This window comes from Nonomuraea sp. NPDC004354, from assembly GCF_053602555.1.
The window spans coordinates 568570-587262 of sequence record NZ_JBSGDV010000003.1; the positions used below are offsets into that span (position 1 = coordinate 568570).

Sequence of the window (18693 nt, forward strand, 5' to 3'; positions counted from 1 at the left end):
CCATGAGCCTGCGCGTCACCGCGGTGGAGCGCGTCACCGTGCACGTCCCCTTCCGCGAGCGCTCCCGCCCGTGGAACGAGATCCTGGTCGCCGAGTTCGCGGTGGTCGAGGTCGTGCGGGTCCGCACCAACGCCACCGACCTCGTGGGGTACGGCGAGAGCCTGCCCCACTACACCTGGGCCAGGACCACCGACGAGACCGTCGCCCGGGTCGTGGGCCGCCATCCCGCCGAGGTGATGGCCGACGACACGCTGGGCGCCGGGCTGCAGATGGCGCTGTACGACGTGGCGGGCAAGGCGCTCGGCGTGCCCGTCCACGCGCTGTTCGGCCAGCCGGTGGTGCGGCGCTGGTGCCCGCTGGCGTGGTGGAGCACCAAGATGCCGCCCGAGGTGCTGGCCGAGGAGGCCAAGGACGCCTTGGCGGAGGGCTACCTGGCCCACAAGCTGAAGGCCAGGCCCTGGTTCGACGTGCACGAGCAGGTCGCGGCGATCTCGGCGGTGACCCCCGAGCACTACGAGCTGGACCTCGACTGGAACGGCATGCTGCGCACCCCCGGCGAGGCGATCGAGGTGCTGCGGCGGCTGGACCGGCAGCCGAGGGTGCGGATGTACGAGTCGCCCGTGCTGCAGTCGGACGTGGCCGCGCAGCGGGCGGTCAGGGCGCGGGCCGGCCGGCCGGTCGTCGAGCACTACAACGCGGCCCTGTTCCCCGAGTGGATGCGGCAGGACGCGATCGACGGCTTCGTCTCCTGCAACGCGGGCGTGTCGGGCACGATCGCGCAGGGCCTGCGGGCCGCCGCGTTCAACAAGGACCTCTTCCTGCAGATCGTCGGCCCCGGGCTGACCACCGCCTGGACGCTGCACCTGGGCGCCGTGCTCACCCACGCCCGCTGGCCCGCGGTGACGTGCCTCAACGTCTACGCCGACGACCTGCTGACCGAGCCGATCGAGGTGCGCGGCGGGTACGGCAGGCTGCCCGAGGGCCCCGGCCTCGGCGTGACCTTCGACGAGGCGGCGCTGGAGCGGTGGCGCGTGCCCGACGGGTTCACGCCCGTGCTGCCCAGACGGCTGCTGAGCTTCCACCTCGGCGACGGCAGGGTGCGGCACTACGCGGGGATCAAGCAGCTGTTCGAGGAGTGCAGGTACGTGGGCAACCTGCCGGTCCAGCCGAGCGGGGCGAGCCTCGGGGTGCGCGACGACGACGGCTCGGCCGCGTTCGACGCGCTGTACCGGAGGGCGCAGGCCGCGCCGGTCTGGGAATGAGACCGGACCGGCTCCCGGCGCTCCGGTCCTCGCCGGGAGCCGGTCCTTTCCCGCGGTACTCCCGCGAGCGGTCCACCCGCACGCGAGCCTCCCGCACGTGGGCCTTCCGCCTGCGAGCCTCCTGCACGCGGGCCTTCCGCACGCGGGCCTTCCGCGAGCGCCGGCGCCGTCGGCGCGGAAGGCGCGCTGGACCCGATGAATCCGTCAGTGGTCGGCGCGGAAGGCGCGCTGGACGCGCTGCAGGTGGGCGCGCATCTGCTGTTCGGCCAGGGCCGCGTCGCCGGTGCCGAGCCCGAGCAGCAGGGCGCGGTGCTCGGCGTCGCTCTCGGCGTGCCCCTCCCCCAGCGCCTCCGTCAGCTCCTTGCCCCGCTCCCGCTCGGTGGTCAGCGCGTCGGACAGCGCCTCGATCACGCCGCTGAAGAAGCGGTTGCGGGCCGCCTTGACCACCCCGATGTGGAAGGCGAGGTCGAGCTCCACCCGCCTGCGCAGGTCGTCGCCCACGTGCTCCACCTCGTCGAGCAGCGCCCGCAGCGCGTCGAGCTCGGCCTCGGTGATGCGTGTGGCGGCCAGGCCGGCCGCCTTGGTCTCCAGCGCGAGGCGCAACTCGACCAGCTCGTCGAGGGCCGCGGCGTCGGCCTCCATCGCCAGGCGGAAGTAACTGTGCACGGCCACAGGGCGCAGCTCGCTCACGACGGCCCGCTTGCCCTGCCGGGTGCGGATCACGCCCTGCTGGGCGAGGGAGCGGAAGGCGTCGCGCACGACGCGCTGGCTCACGCCGTACTCGTCGGCCAGCTGGGCCTCCGAGGGCAGCTCATCGCCCTCGGACAGGCCCCTGGCGCGGATGTGCTCGGTGATCAGTCCGGCGATCCTCGTGCCGAGGAGGGCGCGGTCGCGCGGCATCGTCTCGGCCACTGAGTGCCTCCTTCACCAAAGACCTATGTTCGAGGAAAGCGTAGACCATGGCGGGTTTCCGGGAAAACCACTGTGCTCAGGCACACTATTGACTTAGGTCCTAAGTGCGCTGAGGATGGGATCCATCCCCTCCCCGAAGGAGCCAGCGCATGCGCGTGACCGCTGTCCGCCAGTGGATCGCCGAGTTCGGTTACTACAACGCCATCTACGTCAAAATCGAGACCGACGACGGTGTCGAGGGGTACGCCGAGGTCGCCATGCGCCGCCGTACCAGGACGGTGTCCGCGCTAGTGGAGGAGCTCGGCGAGTATCTCGTCGGCAAGGACCCGACCAGGGTGGAGCAGCACTTCGAGCGGATGTACCGCGACTCCTTCCTCGGCGGCACGCTGCTGACGATCGGGATCTCGGCGATCGACGTGGCGCTGTGGGACCTCAACGCGCGCGCACTCGGCGTGCCCGTGCACCGGCTGCTCGGCGGCAGGTTCAGGGACACGGTGCCGGTCTACACCCACGCCAGGGCCACCGAGACGCCCGAGCAGTTCGCGGCCGAGGTGGCCGACAGGATCGCCCGAGGCTTCACCGCCATCAAGACCACGCTGCCCGGCTTCTACACCAAGGTGTCGAGCGTCCACCACGAGACGCCCGCGGCGATCCCGGCCCGGCACACCGAGACCGAACTGCTGCCGAACTGGATCTGGCCGCTGGTGACCGAGTACTTCACCGCGGCGCGCGAGGTGGCCGGGCCCGACGTGCGCCTGATGCTCGACTGCCACGGCCGGCTGAACGTGGCCGACGCGGTGCGGCTGTGCGAGGTGCTGGAGCCGTTCCGGCTGACCTTCATCGAGGAGCCGGTGCCGCCGGAGCGGCCGGAGTGGCTGGCCGAGGTCTCCAGGCGGTCGACGACGCCGATCGCGGCCGGCGAGCGCTGGGCCGGCCCGTACGCGGCGGCCCCGTTCCTGGAGCAGCGGGCACTGGCGGTCGCGCAGCCTGACGTGATCTTCTGCGGCGGCCTGACGGCGGCCAAGCGGATCGCCACGATGGCCGAGGCCAACGCCATCTCCATGGCCTTCCACAACCCGTTCGGCCCGCTGGCCAGCGCCGCCACCTGGCAGCTGGCCGCGACGCTGCCCAACCTGCTGATCTCCGAATCGATGCTGACGCCCGAGCAGCTCGTCTACTGGGACCGCTACACCGAGAACCCGCCCGAGGTGCGCGACGGCGAGTGGATCGTCTCCGACGCCCCCGGGCTCGGGCCGGTCCCGCGGATCGAGGAGATCGTCAAGCACCCCTTCCGGCCCGAGTACGACCGGGGCGGCACCCGATGAGAGGGGTCTGGCCGGCGGCGCTGACCATGTTCGCCGCCGACGGGAGCCTGGACGAGCGGGCCACGGCCGAGCACCTCGACTGGCTGGTCGAGCAGGGCGCGCACGGCCTGGTCGTGGGCGGCACCAGCGGCGAGTTCGTGGCGATGTCGGGGGCCGAGCGGCGGCGGCTGCTGGAGGTGGCGCTGGACGCGGTCGGGGACCGGGTGCCCGTGCTGGCCGGGACCGGCGCCTACACCACGGCCGAGACCATCGCGCTGACCCGGCACGCCGAGCGGATGGGGGCGGCGGCCGCGCTGGTGGTCCTGCCGTACTTCCAGCGTCCCAGCCTGCGGGAGATCCTCGGCCACTACCGCGCGGTGGCGGCGGCCTGCGGGCTGCCGCTGTGGGTCTACAACATCCCGGCAAACGCGGCCGTCCCTCCCCTGCCGGTCGTCGAGCTGGCCAGGCTCCACCAGGAGGGCGTGGCGCACGGGGTCAAGAGCACGCTGCCGACCGTGCACGAGGTGCACGAGCTGCGCGCGGCGACGGGTGAGGGCTTCGCGGTCTTCTACGGCGGGTTCACCGCGCCGCTCGAGGCCATGGCGGGCGGGGCGCACGGCTGGATCAGCGGGCTGCTCAACGTCGCCACGGCGGAGGGCACCGGCCTGTGGCGGGCGGTCCAGGCGGGCGACCTGCCGGACGCCCGCGCCAGGTGGGGCCGCCTGCTCCCGCTGCGCCGCCTGGTCACCGACGCCGTCGTGCCGGGGGCCGGCGACCTGGCGGTCTACCGCGGGCTGCTGCGCGTCTGGGGCCGGCCTGCCGGGTACTGCCGGGCGCCGCTGCGCGACCTGGACCGCGAGGGGCTGGCGATCCTGGAGCGGGCCTGGCGGACCGTCGAGGACCGGGCCGAGCCGCCACCCGCCGCACCCGGCCCACCACCCGCCGCTCCCTAGCCACCAGCCGCCGCTCCCGGCCCGCCAGCCGCCGATCCTGGCCCACCAGCCGCCACCCCCGGACCACCACCCGCCGATCCCGGCTCGCCGTCCGCGCGGTACGGCACGGCCGGCGACGGATTCAGTTCTGCCGGACGGTGACCGTGGCGGCGTGGGCGGGGAAGTCCTCGTGCTCGGCCAGCGCGATGATCGTCGGCGCGAGCCGCCAGAACGCGTCCTTGTCGAGCTGGGCGACGGGGATCCTGGTCAGGTAGGTGTGCACCGACACCCCGCTGGCCACCTTCGCGAAGCCGGTCGTGGGCAGCGTGGCGGGCGTGCCGATGGCGAAGTTCGACGCGGCGGGCGTGGTCCACTGGCCGAGCAGGACCGCGCCCGCGTGCCGTACCAGGGGCAGCCAGGCCTCCGGCTCGGCGACGGCCAGCTGCAGATGTTCGGGCGCGTAGGCGTTGGCGACGGCCATGGCCTCCTCGGCCGATCCCACCAGGACGATGCCGCCGTTTCCGCGCACCGACTTCTCGGCGTAGTCGCGGCGCGGCCCCGGCAGCTCGTCGATCTGGGCGGCCAGCTCGGCGGCGGCGCGTTCCAGCACCTGCCGGTCGGTGCCGACCAGGACGGCGGCCGAGTCGAAGCCGTACTCGGCCTCGTTCAGCAGGTCGGCGGCCAGCAGGCGGGGGTCGGCCGACCCGTCGCAGACGATCATGAGGTCGGTGGGCCCGAAGCCGGTCTCCACCACGCAGCCGAGCCGCTGCGCCGCCGCCATCGCGACGCTCACCGCCGGGCTGCCGGGGCCGACGAGCTTGCGGACGGCCGGGATCGTGGCGGTCCCGCAGGCCAGGGCGGCGATGCCGGCGGGCCCGTTGCTGCGGTAGACCTCGGTGAGGCCCAGCTCGTGCGCGGCGAACAGCACAGCCGGGTCCACCCGGCCGTCCACGCACGGCGGCACGACCAGCGCGATCCTGCCCACGCCCGCGACGAGCGCCGGAGTGGCGAGCATGATCAGGACCGAGGGGAAGGAGCCCTTGCCGCACGGGACGTAGAGGCCGGCGCTCTCGATCGGGCGGACCAGCTCGCCGACGGTTACTCCGTCGCGCTCCACCCGCCAGTGCGAGCGGGCGAGCGCCGTCTCGTTGAACGCTCTGACCTGGGCGATCGACATCCTGACCGCCTCCTTGAGCGTGTCGTCCAGCTCGCCGCCGGCCGCCTCCAGCTCCGCCGCGCCGACCCTGAGGCCGGCCTTGACGCAGTGGAAACGGTCGAGCGCCTCGGCCAGTGCCTCGTCGCCGCGCAGCCGTACCCGCTGGACCAGGTCGGTCACCGACTTCACCAGTTCGGGGTCCGGCGCGGCCGTGCCTCCCCTGGCCAGCAACCGGCGCCGCTCCATCTCCCCCGCCAGCCGCCACTCGATGATCGCCGCCATGCCGCCTCGCTCTCCGCACGGGAACCCTGACGACGGCTTGCCCGCGTCAGGGGAGGTATCCGGTCAGACCCCCGTCAAGTTCAGGTCAGAGAGACGGCGCCGCGACGCGCGGACCCCCGAGTCAGCCGGTGGCGATGCCGTCCAGCATGACGCGCAGGTAGTGCTCGCCGCGGGGCGTCGGGTGGCAGGTGAAGATGTTCAGCAACGTCATCAGGTCGTCGGCGCCCACGTCGGCCCGCATCTCCCCGCGTTCCTGCGCCGCGGCCACGAGCGCCTCGAGGCGCTCGACCATGTTCGCCCTGACCGTGACGAACTCCCGCATCTCCTCGAACAGCTCCTGCGGCAGGTCGGCCAGCGCCGCCGCCAGGGCGCCCCTGCCCTGGTCTCCGCACCACAGTACGAACGACCTGACGGCCGCCCACGCCCCCCGCTCCGACTCCTCCGCCCTGGTGAGCGCGTCGGCGATCTCGTGGATGTACTGCTCGGCCATGGCCGCGATCAGCGCGTGGCGGTCGGGAAAGCGCCGGTAGACGGTGCCGACGCCGACCCCGGCGCGGCGCGCGATGAGCTCCATCGGCGCCTCGATCCCCCGCTCGGCCACCACGGCGCGCGCCGCCTCCACGATCCGGTCCCTGTTGCGGCGGGCGTCAGCGCGCACCTTCACTCCTAACTGGACGACGATCTTCCGCTTAGTGTACCGTCCCGACAGAAACGGAATCCAATCGTCCACTTATGGAGGCTTCGATGATCGTGGTGACAGGCGCGACCGGTTCGATCGGCCGCGCCCTGGTGTCCCGGCTGCGCGAGTCGGGGGCCGACGTCCTGGCCCTGGTGCGCCGGCCCGAGCAGGGCGAGGCGCTCGGCGTGGAGTACGCGGTCGGCGACTTCGAACGGCCGTCGTCCGTGCCCATGGGCGAGCGGCTCTTCCTGAACACCGCGCCGTGGCCGAACTTCGCCCGGCGGCACAAGGAGGTCATCGACCGCGCCGCGGCCGCGGGCGTCTCCCAGGTGGTGAGCGTCTCGGTGCTCGGCGCGCGACCCGGCGCCCCGCTCAGCGGCGGGCCGCACGGCGAGGCCGACGCCCATCTGCGCGCGTCGGGACTGCCCCACACCATCCTGGAACCCGTGGGCTTCATGCAGAGCCTGCCCGGCGAGGTCGCCGACGGGCGCTTCCACGGCTCCTACGGCACCGGCCGCACCGGCTACATCGACACGCGCGACATCGCGGACGTGGCCTTCGCCCTGCTCACCGCCCCCGTCGGCGAGAGCGCGACGCACGTCCTGACCGGCCCGGAGGCGCTGACCCAGCAGGAGGTGGCCGCCCAGCTCAGCGCGGCGCTCGGCCGTACCGTCACCTACGTGGATCTGAGCATCGAGGAGATGACCGAGCATGCCCGGCGGCGGTGGGGGCTGCCCGAGGCGACCGCCCGCGAGCTGGCCGAGATGATGGCCGCGGTCCCGGACAGCGCGTGGTCGAAGACCACCGGCACGGTGGCGGACCTGGCGGGGCACCCGCCGCGCTCGCTGGCCGACTACCTCGCCGACCACGCGGCCGACTTCGCCGGGTGACCCTCTCAGGACCTCCCCGGGACGTCCGGGGTACGGATCACGGCACGCCGCGGATCTTCCACACCAGCGCCGCGCCGAGCAGCGCCAGCACGGCGGAGGTCAGGTAGAGCACGGTGTAGCCGCCGAGCCCCGCGACGATCGGGCCGGCGATCACCGGGCCGAGCACCTGGGGGCCGGAGTTGGCGATGTTGATGACGCCCAGGTCCTTCGCCCTGCCGCCGGCGCTCGGCAGGACCTGGGTGACCAGCGCGTTGTCGACCGACAGGTAGGCGCCGAACCCCGCGCCGAGGACGGCGGCGGCGGCGATGACCACGGGCCACTGCGGCCAGCAGGCCATCATGACCGCGGGGATGACGCTGACCAGGCCCGAGCAGGTCACCAGCGCCTTGCGGCGGCCCAGCCGGTCGGAGACGACGCCCGCCACCACCGTGGTGAGGACGACCGTGACGGTGTAGACGAGTATCAGGACCAGCAGGCCGTCGGTCGCCTTCTCGCCCGGGAAGAGCCGCTCGTAGCCCACCTCGTCGGTCAGGAAGTACAGCAGGTAGAGGGTGGCGATGGCGTTGCCGAGCATCATCAGGAACCGGGTGATCCACGCCCAGAAGAAGTCGGGGTGCCTGACCCACAGCTGCTTCGGGTCGAACGGCGGGCGCTCGGCCAGCCGGGGATCCTTCGTGGTCAGCACGAACGGCAGCACCAGCAGCGCGACCACCGCCCCGACGAGCAGGTACCCCGACGTGGTCGTGGTGGCCACGACGGTCACCAGCACCACGCCGAGCACCACGCCCACCGACTGCGGGACGCCGATCCATCCCGACACCTCGCCGCGCTGTTCGACCGGCACGTGGTCGGGCACGCCGGCGCTGAGCGCGGCCTGGGTGGCGTTGAGCGCGGCCTGGGCCAGGCACCAGCCGAGCGCGATGCCCAGCACGCTGGTCTGGAAGGCCATGAACACCATCGCCAGGCCGCCCGCGAGCGCGCCCGCGAGCGTCCACGGGTGCCGGCGGCCCCACCTGCCGGTCGTGCGGTCCGACAGGGCGCCGGCGATCGGGTTGGCCAGCATCGCCACCAGCGCGCCCGCGCCGGTCACCCAGGCCAGCGCGCTCTCCTTGCCGGCGGGGTCGGCGGCGGCGACCTGCTCGGGCAGCAGGACCTGCAGCGGGGCGAAGTAGCCGACGAACAGCGCCAGGTTGGCGAGCGCGATGCCCGCCACCCACCAGGGGCCCACCCTGCGCACGGGTTCGGCCAGCGCGCCGGAGGGCGGCGGGGACAGGCTGCTCATCGGGGCCTCCGCGCGGTGAAGGTCGGGGGAACCCGGGGAAGCCTCGAGAAACCGGGGAGCCCGGGGAAACGCGGGGAAAGCGGGAAAGGCGGGGAAACGCGGTGGCGGCATGCTACGCCGTATCCGATCATCACGGCTACACCCGCGCGCGGCCGGTGACGACCAGTGGGACCATGTCTTGGTCAAGACAGCTCTACGGAAGGTCGAGATCGGTGAGGCGGCTACTCACGGTCCTGCTGCTGGCGTGCGCCGCGCTGGGCGTCGCGGTCGCGCCCGCGCAGGCGCACAACGTGCTGACGGGAAGCGACCCAGCGGAGGGCGCCCGGCTGGCCTCCGCGCCCGAGCAGGTCACGCTGGAGTTCGACCAGCCGGCCCGGCAGGGCTTCACGCAGGTCACCGTGACCGGCCCGGACGGCGGCAGGTGGGAGGCCGGGCAGGCCGCCGTCAACGCGAAGAAGGTCACCGCGCGGCTCAGGCCGCTCGGGCCGGCGGGCGACTACGTGATCGGCTACCGGATCCTGTCGGCCGACGGGCACCCGATCTCGGGCAAGGTGACCTTCACCCTGACCGTCGCAGGAACCGGCGTCCCCGCGTCGCAGGCCCCGGCCGCCGAGGGGGCGCAGGACACGACGCCAGGCACGGTCTCGGGCACGGTTTCAGGCCCCGTTTCAGGCACGGTTTCGGGCACGGTTTCGGGCACGGCGCGGGGCGCGGAAGGCGGCGCCCCGGGCGTGCCGCCCGCCGACCTCAGCGCGCAGGCGGCCGAGGCGGCGGCCAACGGCGGCGCGGGCATGGCGATCGTGTGGGTGGTCGGCGCCCTCGTCCTGCTCGCCGGCGGCACGATCGTCGCCCTCCGCCGCGCCGCGCCAGCCGGCGGCCCCGCCGCCGTCGCCGAGGGGCCCCGCGAGCGCCCCGGTCCGGCCGCCCCCGCGAGCGAGGACCCCACGCCCGCCCACCCCGGCCAGACGGTCACCGGCGCGGGGAAGGGCGAGGCATGACCGTCACCGGAGTACGGCCCCGCGCCCTCGCCGGGCCGTCGGCGGGCATCCGGCTGGCGGCGGGCCTGGTCCTGGCCGCCGTCTGCGCCGCCGTCGTCGCCGGCACGCTGACCGCCGAGGACCCCGTCCCCGGCATCCCGCTCCCCGGCCCGGCCGTCGAGTACGGCCTGCCCGTCGTCAGGGTCCTGCTCGACCTGGCCGCCACCACGGTGGTCGGCCTCAGCCTGCTGCCCAAGCTGCTCGGCTTCGACGATCCCGACGCCACCGAGCCGGTCATGCGCCGGGTCAGGGCCCACGCCGTCACCGCCGCGTGGATCTGGGCGATCACCGCTCTGGTGACGATCGTGCTCTACACCGCGGAGCTGAACCCCGGCGCGGTCCCGACCCTCGGCATGATCGCCACCTACATCGGCTCGGTGGGCGCCGGCCAGGGCCTGCTGTTCAGCACGGCGTGCGCGCTCGGCTACGCGGGCATCGGGCTGCTGGCCGTACGGTTCGGCGAGAAGGTCCCCGCCGAGCTGCGGATCGTCATCGCGCTGTTCGGGCTGTTGCCGGTGCCGGTGACGGGGCACGCGGTCGACTCGGTCTGGCACGACCCCATCATGATCTCGATGGAGCTCCACGTGATGGGCTCCGCCGTCTGGACCGGCGGCCTGCTGGCGGTCGCCGCCACGCTCGCCACGCGCGGCGACCTGCTGGCCGTCGCGCTGCCGAGGTTCTCCAGGGCCGCCACGGTCGCGCTGGCCCTGGTGTCGCTGTCGGGCCTGGTCAGCGGCCTGTCCACGATGGCGCTGACCACGGGCGTGGAGCTGCCGGTCGACCTCGTCGCCTCCGAGTACGGCCTGCTGCTGCTGGCCAAGGTGGCGCTGGTCGGCCTCCTGCTCCCCCTCGCGGCGAACATCAGGTGGCGGCTCATGCCCGGCATCGCCAGGAAAGAGAAGAGCTCCATCGCCGCGTGGGCGGCGACGGAGCTCGTGGTGATGGGCCTGGCCTACGGGGTGGCCGTGGCGCTCACCCGCGCCCCGATCGGCTGATCGGCGGCGCGCAGCCCGAACCTGGTGACGAACCACTCCATGACCAGCCAGGCCGAGGCCAGGCCGGCCGCCGCCCACACCGCCGAGGAGGTGGCCAGGGGCGGCGCGGCCAGCAGGGAGTGCTGGGCGATCAGCGCGCCGTACACGGCGGCGGTCGCCAGCACCGCCCCCAGCACCGCCCTCAGGTACGGCAGGCGCACCAGGAACGCCACGTCGACCGCCAGCGCGGCGACGACCAGGAAGAACGGCACCGCGGACTCGGGGAAGCCGGCGACGCTGAGCAGCGGCCAGATGGCCGCCCGGTAGGCGACGAGCGCGGCGGCGACCAGCGTCGCGGTGCCGAACCTGCCGATCATCATCCGCGCGACGGCCAGCACGATCAGGCCCGCGACGGTGAAGTAGACGGGGTAGAGGAAGTCGGGCACCGGCAGGGAGAAGGCGACCATCATGTCACGGTCCACCGGCCTGCCCATCTGGTCGGCGGCGAACTGCATGAGGATCGGCTCGGCCGCCGGCGTTCCCCTGTCCCAGGCGGCGATGGAGAACACGCCGTACTCCTGGTGCTGGGCGGGGAAGAGCACGTTCTCCAGGAAGTAGACGAACAGCGCGGCGAGCACGGGCTTGCCGCCCCCGCCGATGTACCAGCCGCGGATCACGCCGGCGATCATGAAGAAGGTGCCCAGGTACAGCAGGATGTGGGAGGGGCTCCACGAGGTGATGTCGAGCCCGTTGATCCGGTGGTTGATCAGGTCGAGCGGCACCGCGACCAGGAAGACGCCGGTACCCCACTGGATCAGCCGCAGCGCGGTCCTGTCCACGCCGTACCCGGTGTAGCCGTGGATGATCGTGAGCGCGAGGACGATCGCCGTTCCCGCCGAGTTGAGCAGGTGCGGCGGCGCGAGATCGTCACGCAGCCACTTGAAATGCCAGGAGACGTCCCAGGAGGAACCCAGCACTTTCAGGGCGAAGGCCAGCAGCCATCCGTAGTAGAGGACCTTGAAAAGCTCTGGCGGCGTCTCACGCCCGGCCGGCCCGCGTGTCCAGTAGGGCAGGGCCCAATCGATGGCCGCTCGTATTCTCACGCCTGGACATCTTGCCTGGCCTTTACCTTCTCCGCAATCAGAGACCGGACGGGCGGGGCTTCCTTGGCCTGGGCGGGGCCAATACCCCACACCTGCCGCAAAACGGTCAGGTCAGGGTCACGCCCGCCGGCGACTCCACCGGTCGTGACGAACGGTCCCGGGGTCGGCGGGCTCGGACTGACCGTAGCCGGGATGATTGCGCCTTATGAGAACTGAGATACGCCCCGCGACCCCCGACGACGCTCCCGGCATCGAGGCCGTCCGGATCCAGACCTGGAAGTACGCCTACCGGGGCGCGATGCCCGACGCCTTCCTCGACGACCTGGCCGTCACCGAGGAGAACGTGCGCCTGCGCCGGCAGGCGCTCGACTCCGGCCGCACCCGCGCCATCGTCGGCGAGACCGCCGGCGCGCTGGTGGGTTTCAGCATGTACGGCGACAGCCGCGACGACCGCGCCGACACCGAGGTCTACGCGATCTACGTGCTGCCTGCCCACCTGTCGACCGGCCTCGGCCGCGCCCTGATGACGGCCACGGTCGAGGCGATACCCGCCGAGCGCACGGTCGGCCTGTGGGTGCTGGCTTCCAATCCGCGCGCCCGCCGCTTCTACGAGAGGTTCGGGTTCGTGGAGACCGGAGGCGCCAAGGTCGAGGACGGCCTGCGGCAGGTCCACTACATCCTGGCCGCGCGCAGCGAGTAGAGGAGCGGCACGCCGGGGCGTCCCTCGGGGAAGCGGTAGAGCCCGCCGTGGCGTTCGAGCGACTCGAAGCGGGGGAAGAGCGTGAAGTCGTGCTCGTGCAGGAACTCCACGCGCATCCCCGCCCCGGCCAGGGCGGTCACGATCTCGCCGAGGCCGTGCGCGAACTGGACGGAGGTGGCGTTCCGCAGCACCTCGGTGCCGGTGTAGGTGTGCGGGTAGTCCTCCACCTGGGGCCGGCGGTCGAAGTAGTCGAAGGCCACCCTGGAGCCGTCCTCGAAGTCGAGGATGTCGCCGAAGGGGTGGAACTCGGCCAGGTAGAGGAAACCGCCCGGCTTGAGCAGCGAGGCGACGACCTGCGCCCACCTGACCATGTCGGGCAGCCAGACCAGCGCGCCGATGCCGGTGTAGACGATGTCGTAGCCGTCGCCCGCCACCTCGGCGGCGTCGTAGACGTCGGCCTCCAGGAAGCGGGCCTCGATGCCGCACTCGTCCGCGATCGCGCGGGCCGCCTCGACCGCCCTGCCGGAGAGGTCGACACCGGTGACCTCGGCGCCCAGCCGTGCCCACGCCATCGTGTCGAGCCCGAAGTGGCACTGCAGGTGGATCAGCCGCCTGCCGTGCACGTCGCCCATCTCGGCCAGTTCGAAGGGGCGCAGCGGCTGCCCGCCCGCCTTGAACCCTTCGACGTCGTAGAAGTCGCTGCCCAGGTGGATGCCCACGCGTTCGTCCCAGTTGGCCCGGTTGACAGCAAGATAGTCGGTCATGATCTTGACTCTAGGAGGACGGGCAAATGCTTTAATCCGTTCTGGAAGTTCGAGATCAGCCTGACCGGCTGGCCGGCGAGCCGTACGTCCCACTTCAGCAGTTCGGCGAAGAACGCGCGCATCTGCGTCCTGGCCAGGTGGGCGCCGAGGCAGACGTGCGGGCCGAACCCGAAGCTGACGTGGTCGTTCGGGGTGCGGATGATGTCGAACCTGTCGGGGTCGGCGAAGACCGTCTCGTCCCTGTTGGCGGAGGCGTGGTAGACGACGACCTTCTCGCCCGCGCCGATCCGCTGCCCGCACAGCTCGAGGTCGCGCGTCGCCGTACGGCGGAAGTTCATGACGGGCGGCCAGAAGCGCAGCATCTCCTCCACCGCGGAGGGCAGCAGCTCGGGCCTGGCCCGCAGCAGGTCCATGGCGCCGGGGTGCTCCAGCAGGCACAGCAGGCCGCCGGGGATGCCGTTGCGCAGCGTCTCGTTGCCGGCCACCGCGAACAGGAAGAACATGTTCTCGAACTCGGCCTCGGTCAGGCCGCCGCCGAGCATGGCCGCCATCACGTCGTCGCCGCCGCCGGGGCGGGCGGCCAGCGCGTGCGCGTAGGCGAACATGTCCGCCAGCGCCGCCCTCGACCTGGGGTTGACGCCGGGGCGCCGGGCGGGCGGCCGGGCCGCCAGCGCGATCCTGCCGAGCGGGCTGAGATCGTCGGCGGTGGACAGGTCCGCGTACTCCTCGTCCTGGTAGCCGATCACCCGCGACGCCCAGTCGTACAGCAGGCGGCGGTCCTGCTCGGGCACGCCCATGACGTGCGCCAGCGTCCACACCGGCAGGTCGGCGGCCACCTCGACGACGTCGCAGGCGCCCCGCGCGAACAGCCGCGCGGCCCGCGCCGCGATCGTCTCCTCGAGGGCGCGGACGGCCCGCGGGGTGAAGGCGGCCGAGACGATCCTGCGCAGCCGCGCGTGTTCCGGCGGGTCGGTGTTGAGCATCATCGCCTGGACGAACGCCAGGTCGGCCGGGGTGTCGGGGTCGCGGATCTGCGTCGCGCCCAGGTGGGAGGAGAAGTCGGCGGGGGTGCGCAGCACGTGTTTCACGTCCGCGTGCGCGAACACGCCCCAGAAGCCGGGCCCGGCCCGCCACGGCCCGAACGCGGGCTCGGGGATCCGGCGGACGGGCGACTCGCGCCGCAGCGTCGCGAACAACTCGTACGGCACGCCCACGCCGTACGTCGAGGGCAGGAAGACCTCCTCAAGCATGGCTCCAGCGTGCATGATGACGGCGTGACTCCTGAAGAAGGCGACGCCATACTCAAGGACAACTTCGCCCCGTGGGTCCTCGACCTGGGGCTGAGCGTGGAGGAGGTCGGTCAGAGCCACGCGCTGCTGCGCCTGCCGTGGTCCGACCGGCTGGCCAGGCAGGGCGGCGGGATCAGCGGCCAGGCGCTCATGGCCGCCGCCGACACCGCGACCGTCATCGCGATCTCCTCGGCCAGGGGCGGTTTCGTGCCGATGACCACGGTCCAGCAGTCCACGACGTTCCAGCGGCCGGTGACAGGGTCCGACGTCCTGGTCGAGGCGCAAGTCACCAAGCTGGGCCGCACGCTCGCCTTCGCCGACATCACGCTGAGCGCCGAAGGGGGTCCCGGCCCGGCCGCCCGGGCCAGCACCGTCTACGCCCTGCTGGGCTGAGATCGTCTCAGCTGCCTCTCAGGACCGGTCAGTACGCTCGCCACATGAAGAGAGCAGCCGCGCTGGTCGCGGCGCTGGCCGTGCTCGCGGCGGCGGTCTGGCTGGTGTGGCCGTCCGCGCCCGCGGTGCGCGGCCAGGAGCAGCGGATCGCCGTCGTCGACGGCCCGGGAGACGACCAGCGGGTCGAGCTCGACACGACGTACTTCCCGCCGGCCGGAGAGGGCAGGGCGCCCGCTGTGCTGCTCGCCCACGGCTTCGGCGGCAGCAAGGACAGCGTCAGGGCCCAGGCCGTACGGCTGGCGCGGCAGGGTTACGCGGTGCTGACCTGGTCGGCGCGCGGCTTCGGCCGCTCCACCGGGCAGATCGCGCTCAACTCGCCGGACTACGAGGTCAAGGACGTCAAGCAGCTCATCGACTGGCTGGCCAAGCGGCCCGAGGTCCGGCTCGACGCCGCGGGCGACCCGCGCGTGGGCATCGCGGGCGGCTCGTACGGCGGCGCCATCGCGCTCATGACCGCCGCCCACGACGCCAGGGTCGACGCGATCGTCCCGATGATCACCTGGAGTGACCTGTCGGAGGCGCTGTTCCCGAACGGCGTGTTCAAGAAGATGTGGGCGGGACTGTTCTTCAGCAGGGGCGCTCCCGCCGCCGGCGCCGAGGGGCTGCGCGCGCTGACCGCGCCGCCGCGGCCGCTGTCGGCCGAGGAGGCCAGGTGCGGCCGGTTCCTGCCCGCGGTGTGCGAGATGTACCAGCGGGTCGCGGCCACCGGCAGGCCGACGCCCGAGGCGGTCGAGATGCTGCGCGCCTCGAGCCCGGTGACGGTGGCCGGGCGGATCAAGGCGCCCACCCTGCTGATCCAGGGGCAGCGCGACTCGCTGTTCACGCTCGCGCAGGCCGACGCGAACGCCAAGGCGATCGCGGCGGCGGGGACGCCGGTCGAGGTGATGTGGTTCGACGGCGGGCACGACGGCGGCAACGGTGAGGTGGACTGGCTGGACGAGCGGCTGCTCGACTGGTTCGACCGCCACCTGCGGGCGGCGGCCGGCCCCGGCACCGCCGCGGTCTCCCCTGGAACGGGCACGGCGGGAAGAGGCACAACGGAAACGGGCAGCGCGGGGACAGGAACAGCGGGCACGGGCAGCGCGGAGACGGGCTCCGTGGGGACGGGCTCCCCAGGGACCGTGCAGGGGTTCACCATCACGCGTGACGGGGGCCGCGACCCCGGCACCCGCCAGCGCATCCGCCTGCACCCCGGCACCGACCGCTACCCCGGCCTGACCGGCACCGCCACCACGCCGATCCAGCTCGCCGGGCCCGACCAGAACGTCGCCAACCCGCCGGGCGGCAACCCCGCCTCCATCTCGGCCGTGCCGGGGATCGGCGGGCTGCTCGGCGGTGGCGGCGCGCAGGGCGGCAACCCGGGCGTCTCCCTCGACATGCCGGGCCAGAGCGCGGTCTTCGAGTCCGCGCCGCTGGCCGAGCCGCTGCAGCTCACCGGCACCGCGACCGTGAAGATCAGGGTACGGGCGCCGGGCGAGGCGACGCTGTTCGCCAAGCTCTACGACGTGGCCGACGCCGTCACCCCGCCGACGCTGCCCGCCGGTCTGGTGACGCCCGTACGGGTGCCCGCCGGAGCCGGCGAGGTGACGGTCACGCTGCCCGCCGTCGACCACCGCTTCCCGGCCGGTCATCGGCTGCGGCTGGCGCTGACCACGACCGACATGGGCTACGCGACGCCCGCCGAGCCCGCCGGCTACGTGGTGGGCCTGGCCGCGCCGACGCTGACCGTGCCGACGGTGCCCGAACTGGCCGCGCCGCCGAGCGGCCCGGTGTGGTGGACGTGGGCGCTGCCGCTGGCGGCCGTCGCGGTCGCCGCCCTCGTCCTGGCGACGGGCCGCAAAACGGCCGCCCCCTCCGGCACCCCCTCCGGGCGATCCGTCAAGGGGAACGGCACAAGCCCGAACGGCACAGGCGCGCACGGCACAGGCGCGCACGGCACACCCACGAACACCGCAGACACGAACGGCACGGGTACGAACGGCGCGAACGGCGCGGGCGCGAACGGCGCCGCGGCACCGGGCGCGGGCGGCGCCGAGGTGCCGCTGGAGATCGCCGGGCTGACGAAGGCCTACCGGAACGGCGAGAAGGCCGTGGACGGGCTGTCGTTCCGGGTGGAGAAGGGCCAGGTGCTCGGCCTGCTCGGCCCGAACGGCGCGGGCAAGACCACCACGATGCGGATGATGATGGGGCTCATCCACCCCGACGCCGGCCAGATCAGGATCTTCGGTGATCCGGTGACGCCCGGGGCGCCGGTCCTGTCCAGGCTGGGCTCGTTCGTCGAAGGCCCCGGATTCCTGCCGCACCTGTCCGGCCGCGACAACCTGACCCTGTACTGGCAGGCCACGGGCCGCCCGCCGCAGGACGCCCACATGGCCGAGGCGCTGGAGATCGCCGGGCTCGGCTCGGCGCTGGAGCGGGCCGTGCGCACCTACTCCCAGGGCATGCGGCAGCGCCTGGCCATCGCCCAGGCCATGCTCGGCCTGCCGGACCTGCTGGTTCTCGACGAACCCACCAACGGGCTCGACCCACCGCAGATCAGGGAGATGCGCGAGGTCCTCAAGCGCTACGCCCGCGACGGCCGTACCGTGATCGTCTCCAGCCATCTGCTGGCGGAGGTGGAGCAGACGTGCAGCCACGTGGTGGTCATGCACCGCGGCCGCCTGGTGAGCGCCGGCCCGGTGTCCGACCTGCTCGCCACGGCCAGGCACAACGGCCACGGGCCGCGTCTCGAGGACGTCTTCCTCGACCTGATCGGAGACAAGTCATGACCGTTCACAGCGGCGGGGCCCCGGGCTATGCCGCGCGCCGTACGCTGCCGCTGCGGGTGGAGATCGTCAGGCAGTTCAAGCGGCGGCGCACGCTGGTGATGTTCGGGCTGCTGCTGGCCCTGCCGTGGATCCTGGTCATCGCCTTCCAGCTCGGCCCGCAGAACACCGGCCAGCAGAACGCCCTGCGCCTGTCCGACCTGGCCACGCAGAGCGGGCTGAACTTCGCCGCGTTCGCGCTGTCGGTGTCGGCGAGCTTCCTGCTGGTCGTGGCGGTGGCGCTGTTCTGCGGCGACACCGTCGCCAGCGAGGCGAGCTGGTCGTCGCTGCGCTACCTGCTGGCCGCCCCCGTTCCGCGCGACCGGTTGCTGCGGCAGAAGCTCGTCGTGGCGCTCGGCTACTCGGCGGCGGCGGTGATCTGCCTGCCGGTGATGGCGCTGGTGGCGGGAACGCTGGTGTTCGGCTGGAACGACATCCAGGTGCCGGGGACGGGCGAGACGATCCCCGCCTTCGACGTGCTGCCGCGGTTCGGGATCGTCATCGGGTACGCGCTGGTGAGCCAGCTGACGGTGGCGGCGCTGGCGTTCCTGCTCTCGACGGTCACCGACTCGCCGCTGGGCGCGGTGGGCGGCGCGGTGGGGCTGGTCATCGTCAGCACGATCCTGCAGGCGGTGGAGGCGCTGGGGTCGTTGCGGGAGTTCCTGCCCACGTTCTGGAACACCGCGTGGATGGACGCGCTGGCGCCGACGCTGGACTGGGGCGGGATGACCAAGGGGGCGGCGGTGTCGGTCAGCTACGCCGCGATCCTGGTCGCGGTCGCCTTCCGCCGCTTCCGCCGCAGGGACGTGGTCAGCTGATCCGCCCGTGAACGGCGGCCGCGGCGCGGGGAACGCGCACGGCCGTGGAGGG

At 73.0% G+C, this 18693-nt stretch carries 17 protein-coding genes; 10 read left to right on the top strand and 7 right to left on the bottom strand.

Annotated features, from left to right (window positions below):
• The first annotated feature begins 2 nt into the window (after positions 1-2).
• Positions 3-1262: a mandelate racemase/muconate lactonizing enzyme family protein gene (locus ACWENQ_RS13380; protein ID WP_452414287.1), complete on the top strand. Its 1260-nt coding sequence runs from the start codon at positions 3-5 to the stop codon at positions 1260-1262.
• 204 nt (positions 1263-1466) lie between these two features.
• Here the strand turns inward: ACWENQ_RS13380 and ACWENQ_RS13385 are convergent, their stop codons facing one another.
• Entirely contained in the window at positions 1467-2174 is a 708-nt protein-coding gene (locus tag ACWENQ_RS13385) for a FadR/GntR family transcriptional regulator (RefSeq protein WP_449924663.1), read from the bottom strand.
• Positions 2175-2323: 149 nt separating this feature from the next.
• Here ACWENQ_RS13385 and ACWENQ_RS13390 point away from each other — a divergent pair, with 149 nt between their 5' ends.
• Together ACWENQ_RS13390 and ACWENQ_RS13395 are read left to right on the top strand one after the other, a co-directional pair.
• Complete coding sequence (locus ACWENQ_RS13390; RefSeq protein ID WP_354904680.1) at positions 2324-3499, top strand: mandelate racemase/muconate lactonizing enzyme family protein; 1176 nt, start codon at positions 2324-2326, stop codon at positions 3497-3499.
• A complete protein-coding gene (locus tag ACWENQ_RS13395; RefSeq protein WP_452414289.1) occupies positions 3496-4431 on the top strand; it encodes a dihydrodipicolinate synthase family protein in 936 nt (311 codons plus the stop codon). Before ACWENQ_RS13390 ends, ACWENQ_RS13395 begins: the two co-directional genes overlap by 4 nt.
• 121 nt (positions 4432-4552) lie before the next feature.
• On the opposite strand, the gene hisD is transcribed toward ACWENQ_RS13395, so the two are convergent.
• Entirely contained in the window at positions 4553-5848 is a 1296-nt protein-coding gene (gene hisD / locus ACWENQ_RS13400) for a histidinol dehydrogenase (protein WP_449924670.1), read from the bottom strand.
• Between the two features lie 121 nt (positions 5849-5969).
• Positions 5970-6506, bottom strand: coding sequence for a TetR/AcrR family transcriptional regulator (locus ACWENQ_RS13405; protein ID WP_449924673.1), 537 nt, complete (start codon positions 6504-6506; stop codon positions 5970-5972).
• A gap of 86 nt (positions 6507-6592) precedes the next feature.
• Here ACWENQ_RS13405 and ACWENQ_RS13410 point away from each other — a divergent pair, with 86 nt between their 5' ends.
• Complete coding sequence (locus ACWENQ_RS13410) at positions 6593-7417, top strand: NAD(P)H-binding protein (protein WP_452414290.1); 825 nt, start codon at positions 6593-6595, stop codon at positions 7415-7417.
• 37 nt (positions 7418-7454) lie between these two features.
• On the opposite strand, the gene ACWENQ_RS13415 is transcribed toward ACWENQ_RS13410, so the two are convergent.
• Positions 7455-8699 carry an MFS transporter gene (locus ACWENQ_RS13415; protein ID WP_452414292.1) on the bottom strand — a complete coding sequence of 415 codons (1245 nt, stop codon included), beginning with the start codon at positions 8697-8699 and terminating at the stop codon, positions 7455-7457.
• Between the two features lie 212 nt (positions 8700-8911).
• On the opposite strand from ACWENQ_RS13415, the gene ACWENQ_RS13420 reads away from it, so the two are divergent.
• Together ACWENQ_RS13420 and ACWENQ_RS13425 are read left to right on the top strand one after the other, a co-directional pair.
• Entirely contained in the window at positions 8912-9697 is a 786-nt protein-coding gene (locus tag ACWENQ_RS13420; protein ID WP_452414294.1) for a copper resistance CopC family protein, read from the top strand.
• On the top strand, positions 9694-10731 hold the full coding sequence (locus ACWENQ_RS13425) for a copper resistance D family protein (RefSeq protein ID WP_449924684.1): 1038 nt from the start codon (positions 9694-9696) through the stop codon (positions 10729-10731). Before ACWENQ_RS13420 ends, ACWENQ_RS13425 begins: the two co-directional genes overlap by 4 nt.
• Here ACWENQ_RS13425 and ACWENQ_RS13430 read toward each other — a convergent pair.
• Positions 10689-11813: a hypothetical protein gene (locus tag ACWENQ_RS13430; RefSeq protein WP_452414295.1), complete on the bottom strand. Its 1125-nt coding sequence runs from the start codon at positions 11811-11813 to the stop codon at positions 10689-10691. The two genes, ACWENQ_RS13425 and ACWENQ_RS13430, sit on opposite strands and share 43 nt — an antisense overlap.
• A 205-nt stretch (positions 11814-12018) precedes the next feature.
• Here ACWENQ_RS13430 and ACWENQ_RS13435 point away from each other — a divergent pair, with 205 nt between their 5' ends.
• Entirely contained in the window at positions 12019-12513 is a 495-nt protein-coding gene (locus ACWENQ_RS13435) for an N-acetyltransferase family protein (RefSeq protein WP_449924690.1), read from the top strand.
• On the opposite strand, the gene ACWENQ_RS13440 is transcribed toward ACWENQ_RS13435, so the two are convergent.
• Together ACWENQ_RS13440 and ACWENQ_RS13445 are read right to left on the bottom strand one after the other, a co-directional pair.
• Positions 12486-13277: a class I SAM-dependent methyltransferase gene (locus ACWENQ_RS13440; protein ID WP_449924693.1), complete on the bottom strand. Its 792-nt coding sequence runs from the start codon at positions 13275-13277 to the stop codon at positions 12486-12488. The two genes, ACWENQ_RS13435 and ACWENQ_RS13440, sit on opposite strands and share 28 nt — an antisense overlap.
• Positions 13274-14527, bottom strand: coding sequence for a cytochrome P450 (locus tag ACWENQ_RS13445; protein WP_452414296.1), 1254 nt, complete (start codon positions 14525-14527; stop codon positions 13274-13276). Before ACWENQ_RS13445 ends, ACWENQ_RS13440 begins: the two co-directional genes overlap by 4 nt.
• A 24-nt stretch (positions 14528-14551) precedes the next feature.
• Here ACWENQ_RS13445 and ACWENQ_RS13450 point away from each other — a divergent pair, with 24 nt between their 5' ends.
• Genes ACWENQ_RS13450 through ACWENQ_RS13460 form a run of 3 tightly spaced genes read left to right on the top strand, consistent with a single transcriptional unit; the run spans position 14552 to position 18641 of the window.
• Complete coding sequence (locus ACWENQ_RS13450) at positions 14552-14959, top strand: PaaI family thioesterase (protein WP_449924698.1); 408 nt, start codon at positions 14552-14554, stop codon at positions 14957-14959.
• A gap of 44 nt (positions 14960-15003) precedes the next feature.
• Positions 15004-17787: an alpha/beta fold hydrolase gene (locus ACWENQ_RS13455; protein ID WP_452414297.1), complete on the top strand. Its 2784-nt coding sequence runs from the start codon at positions 15004-15006 to the stop codon at positions 17785-17787.
• Entirely contained in the window at positions 17784-18641 is an 858-nt protein-coding gene (locus ACWENQ_RS13460; RefSeq protein WP_452414299.1) for an ABC transporter permease, read from the top strand. The genes ACWENQ_RS13455 and ACWENQ_RS13460 overlap by 4 nt, the downstream gene beginning before the upstream one ends.
• The last annotated feature ends 52 nt before the right edge of the window (positions 18642-18693 follow it).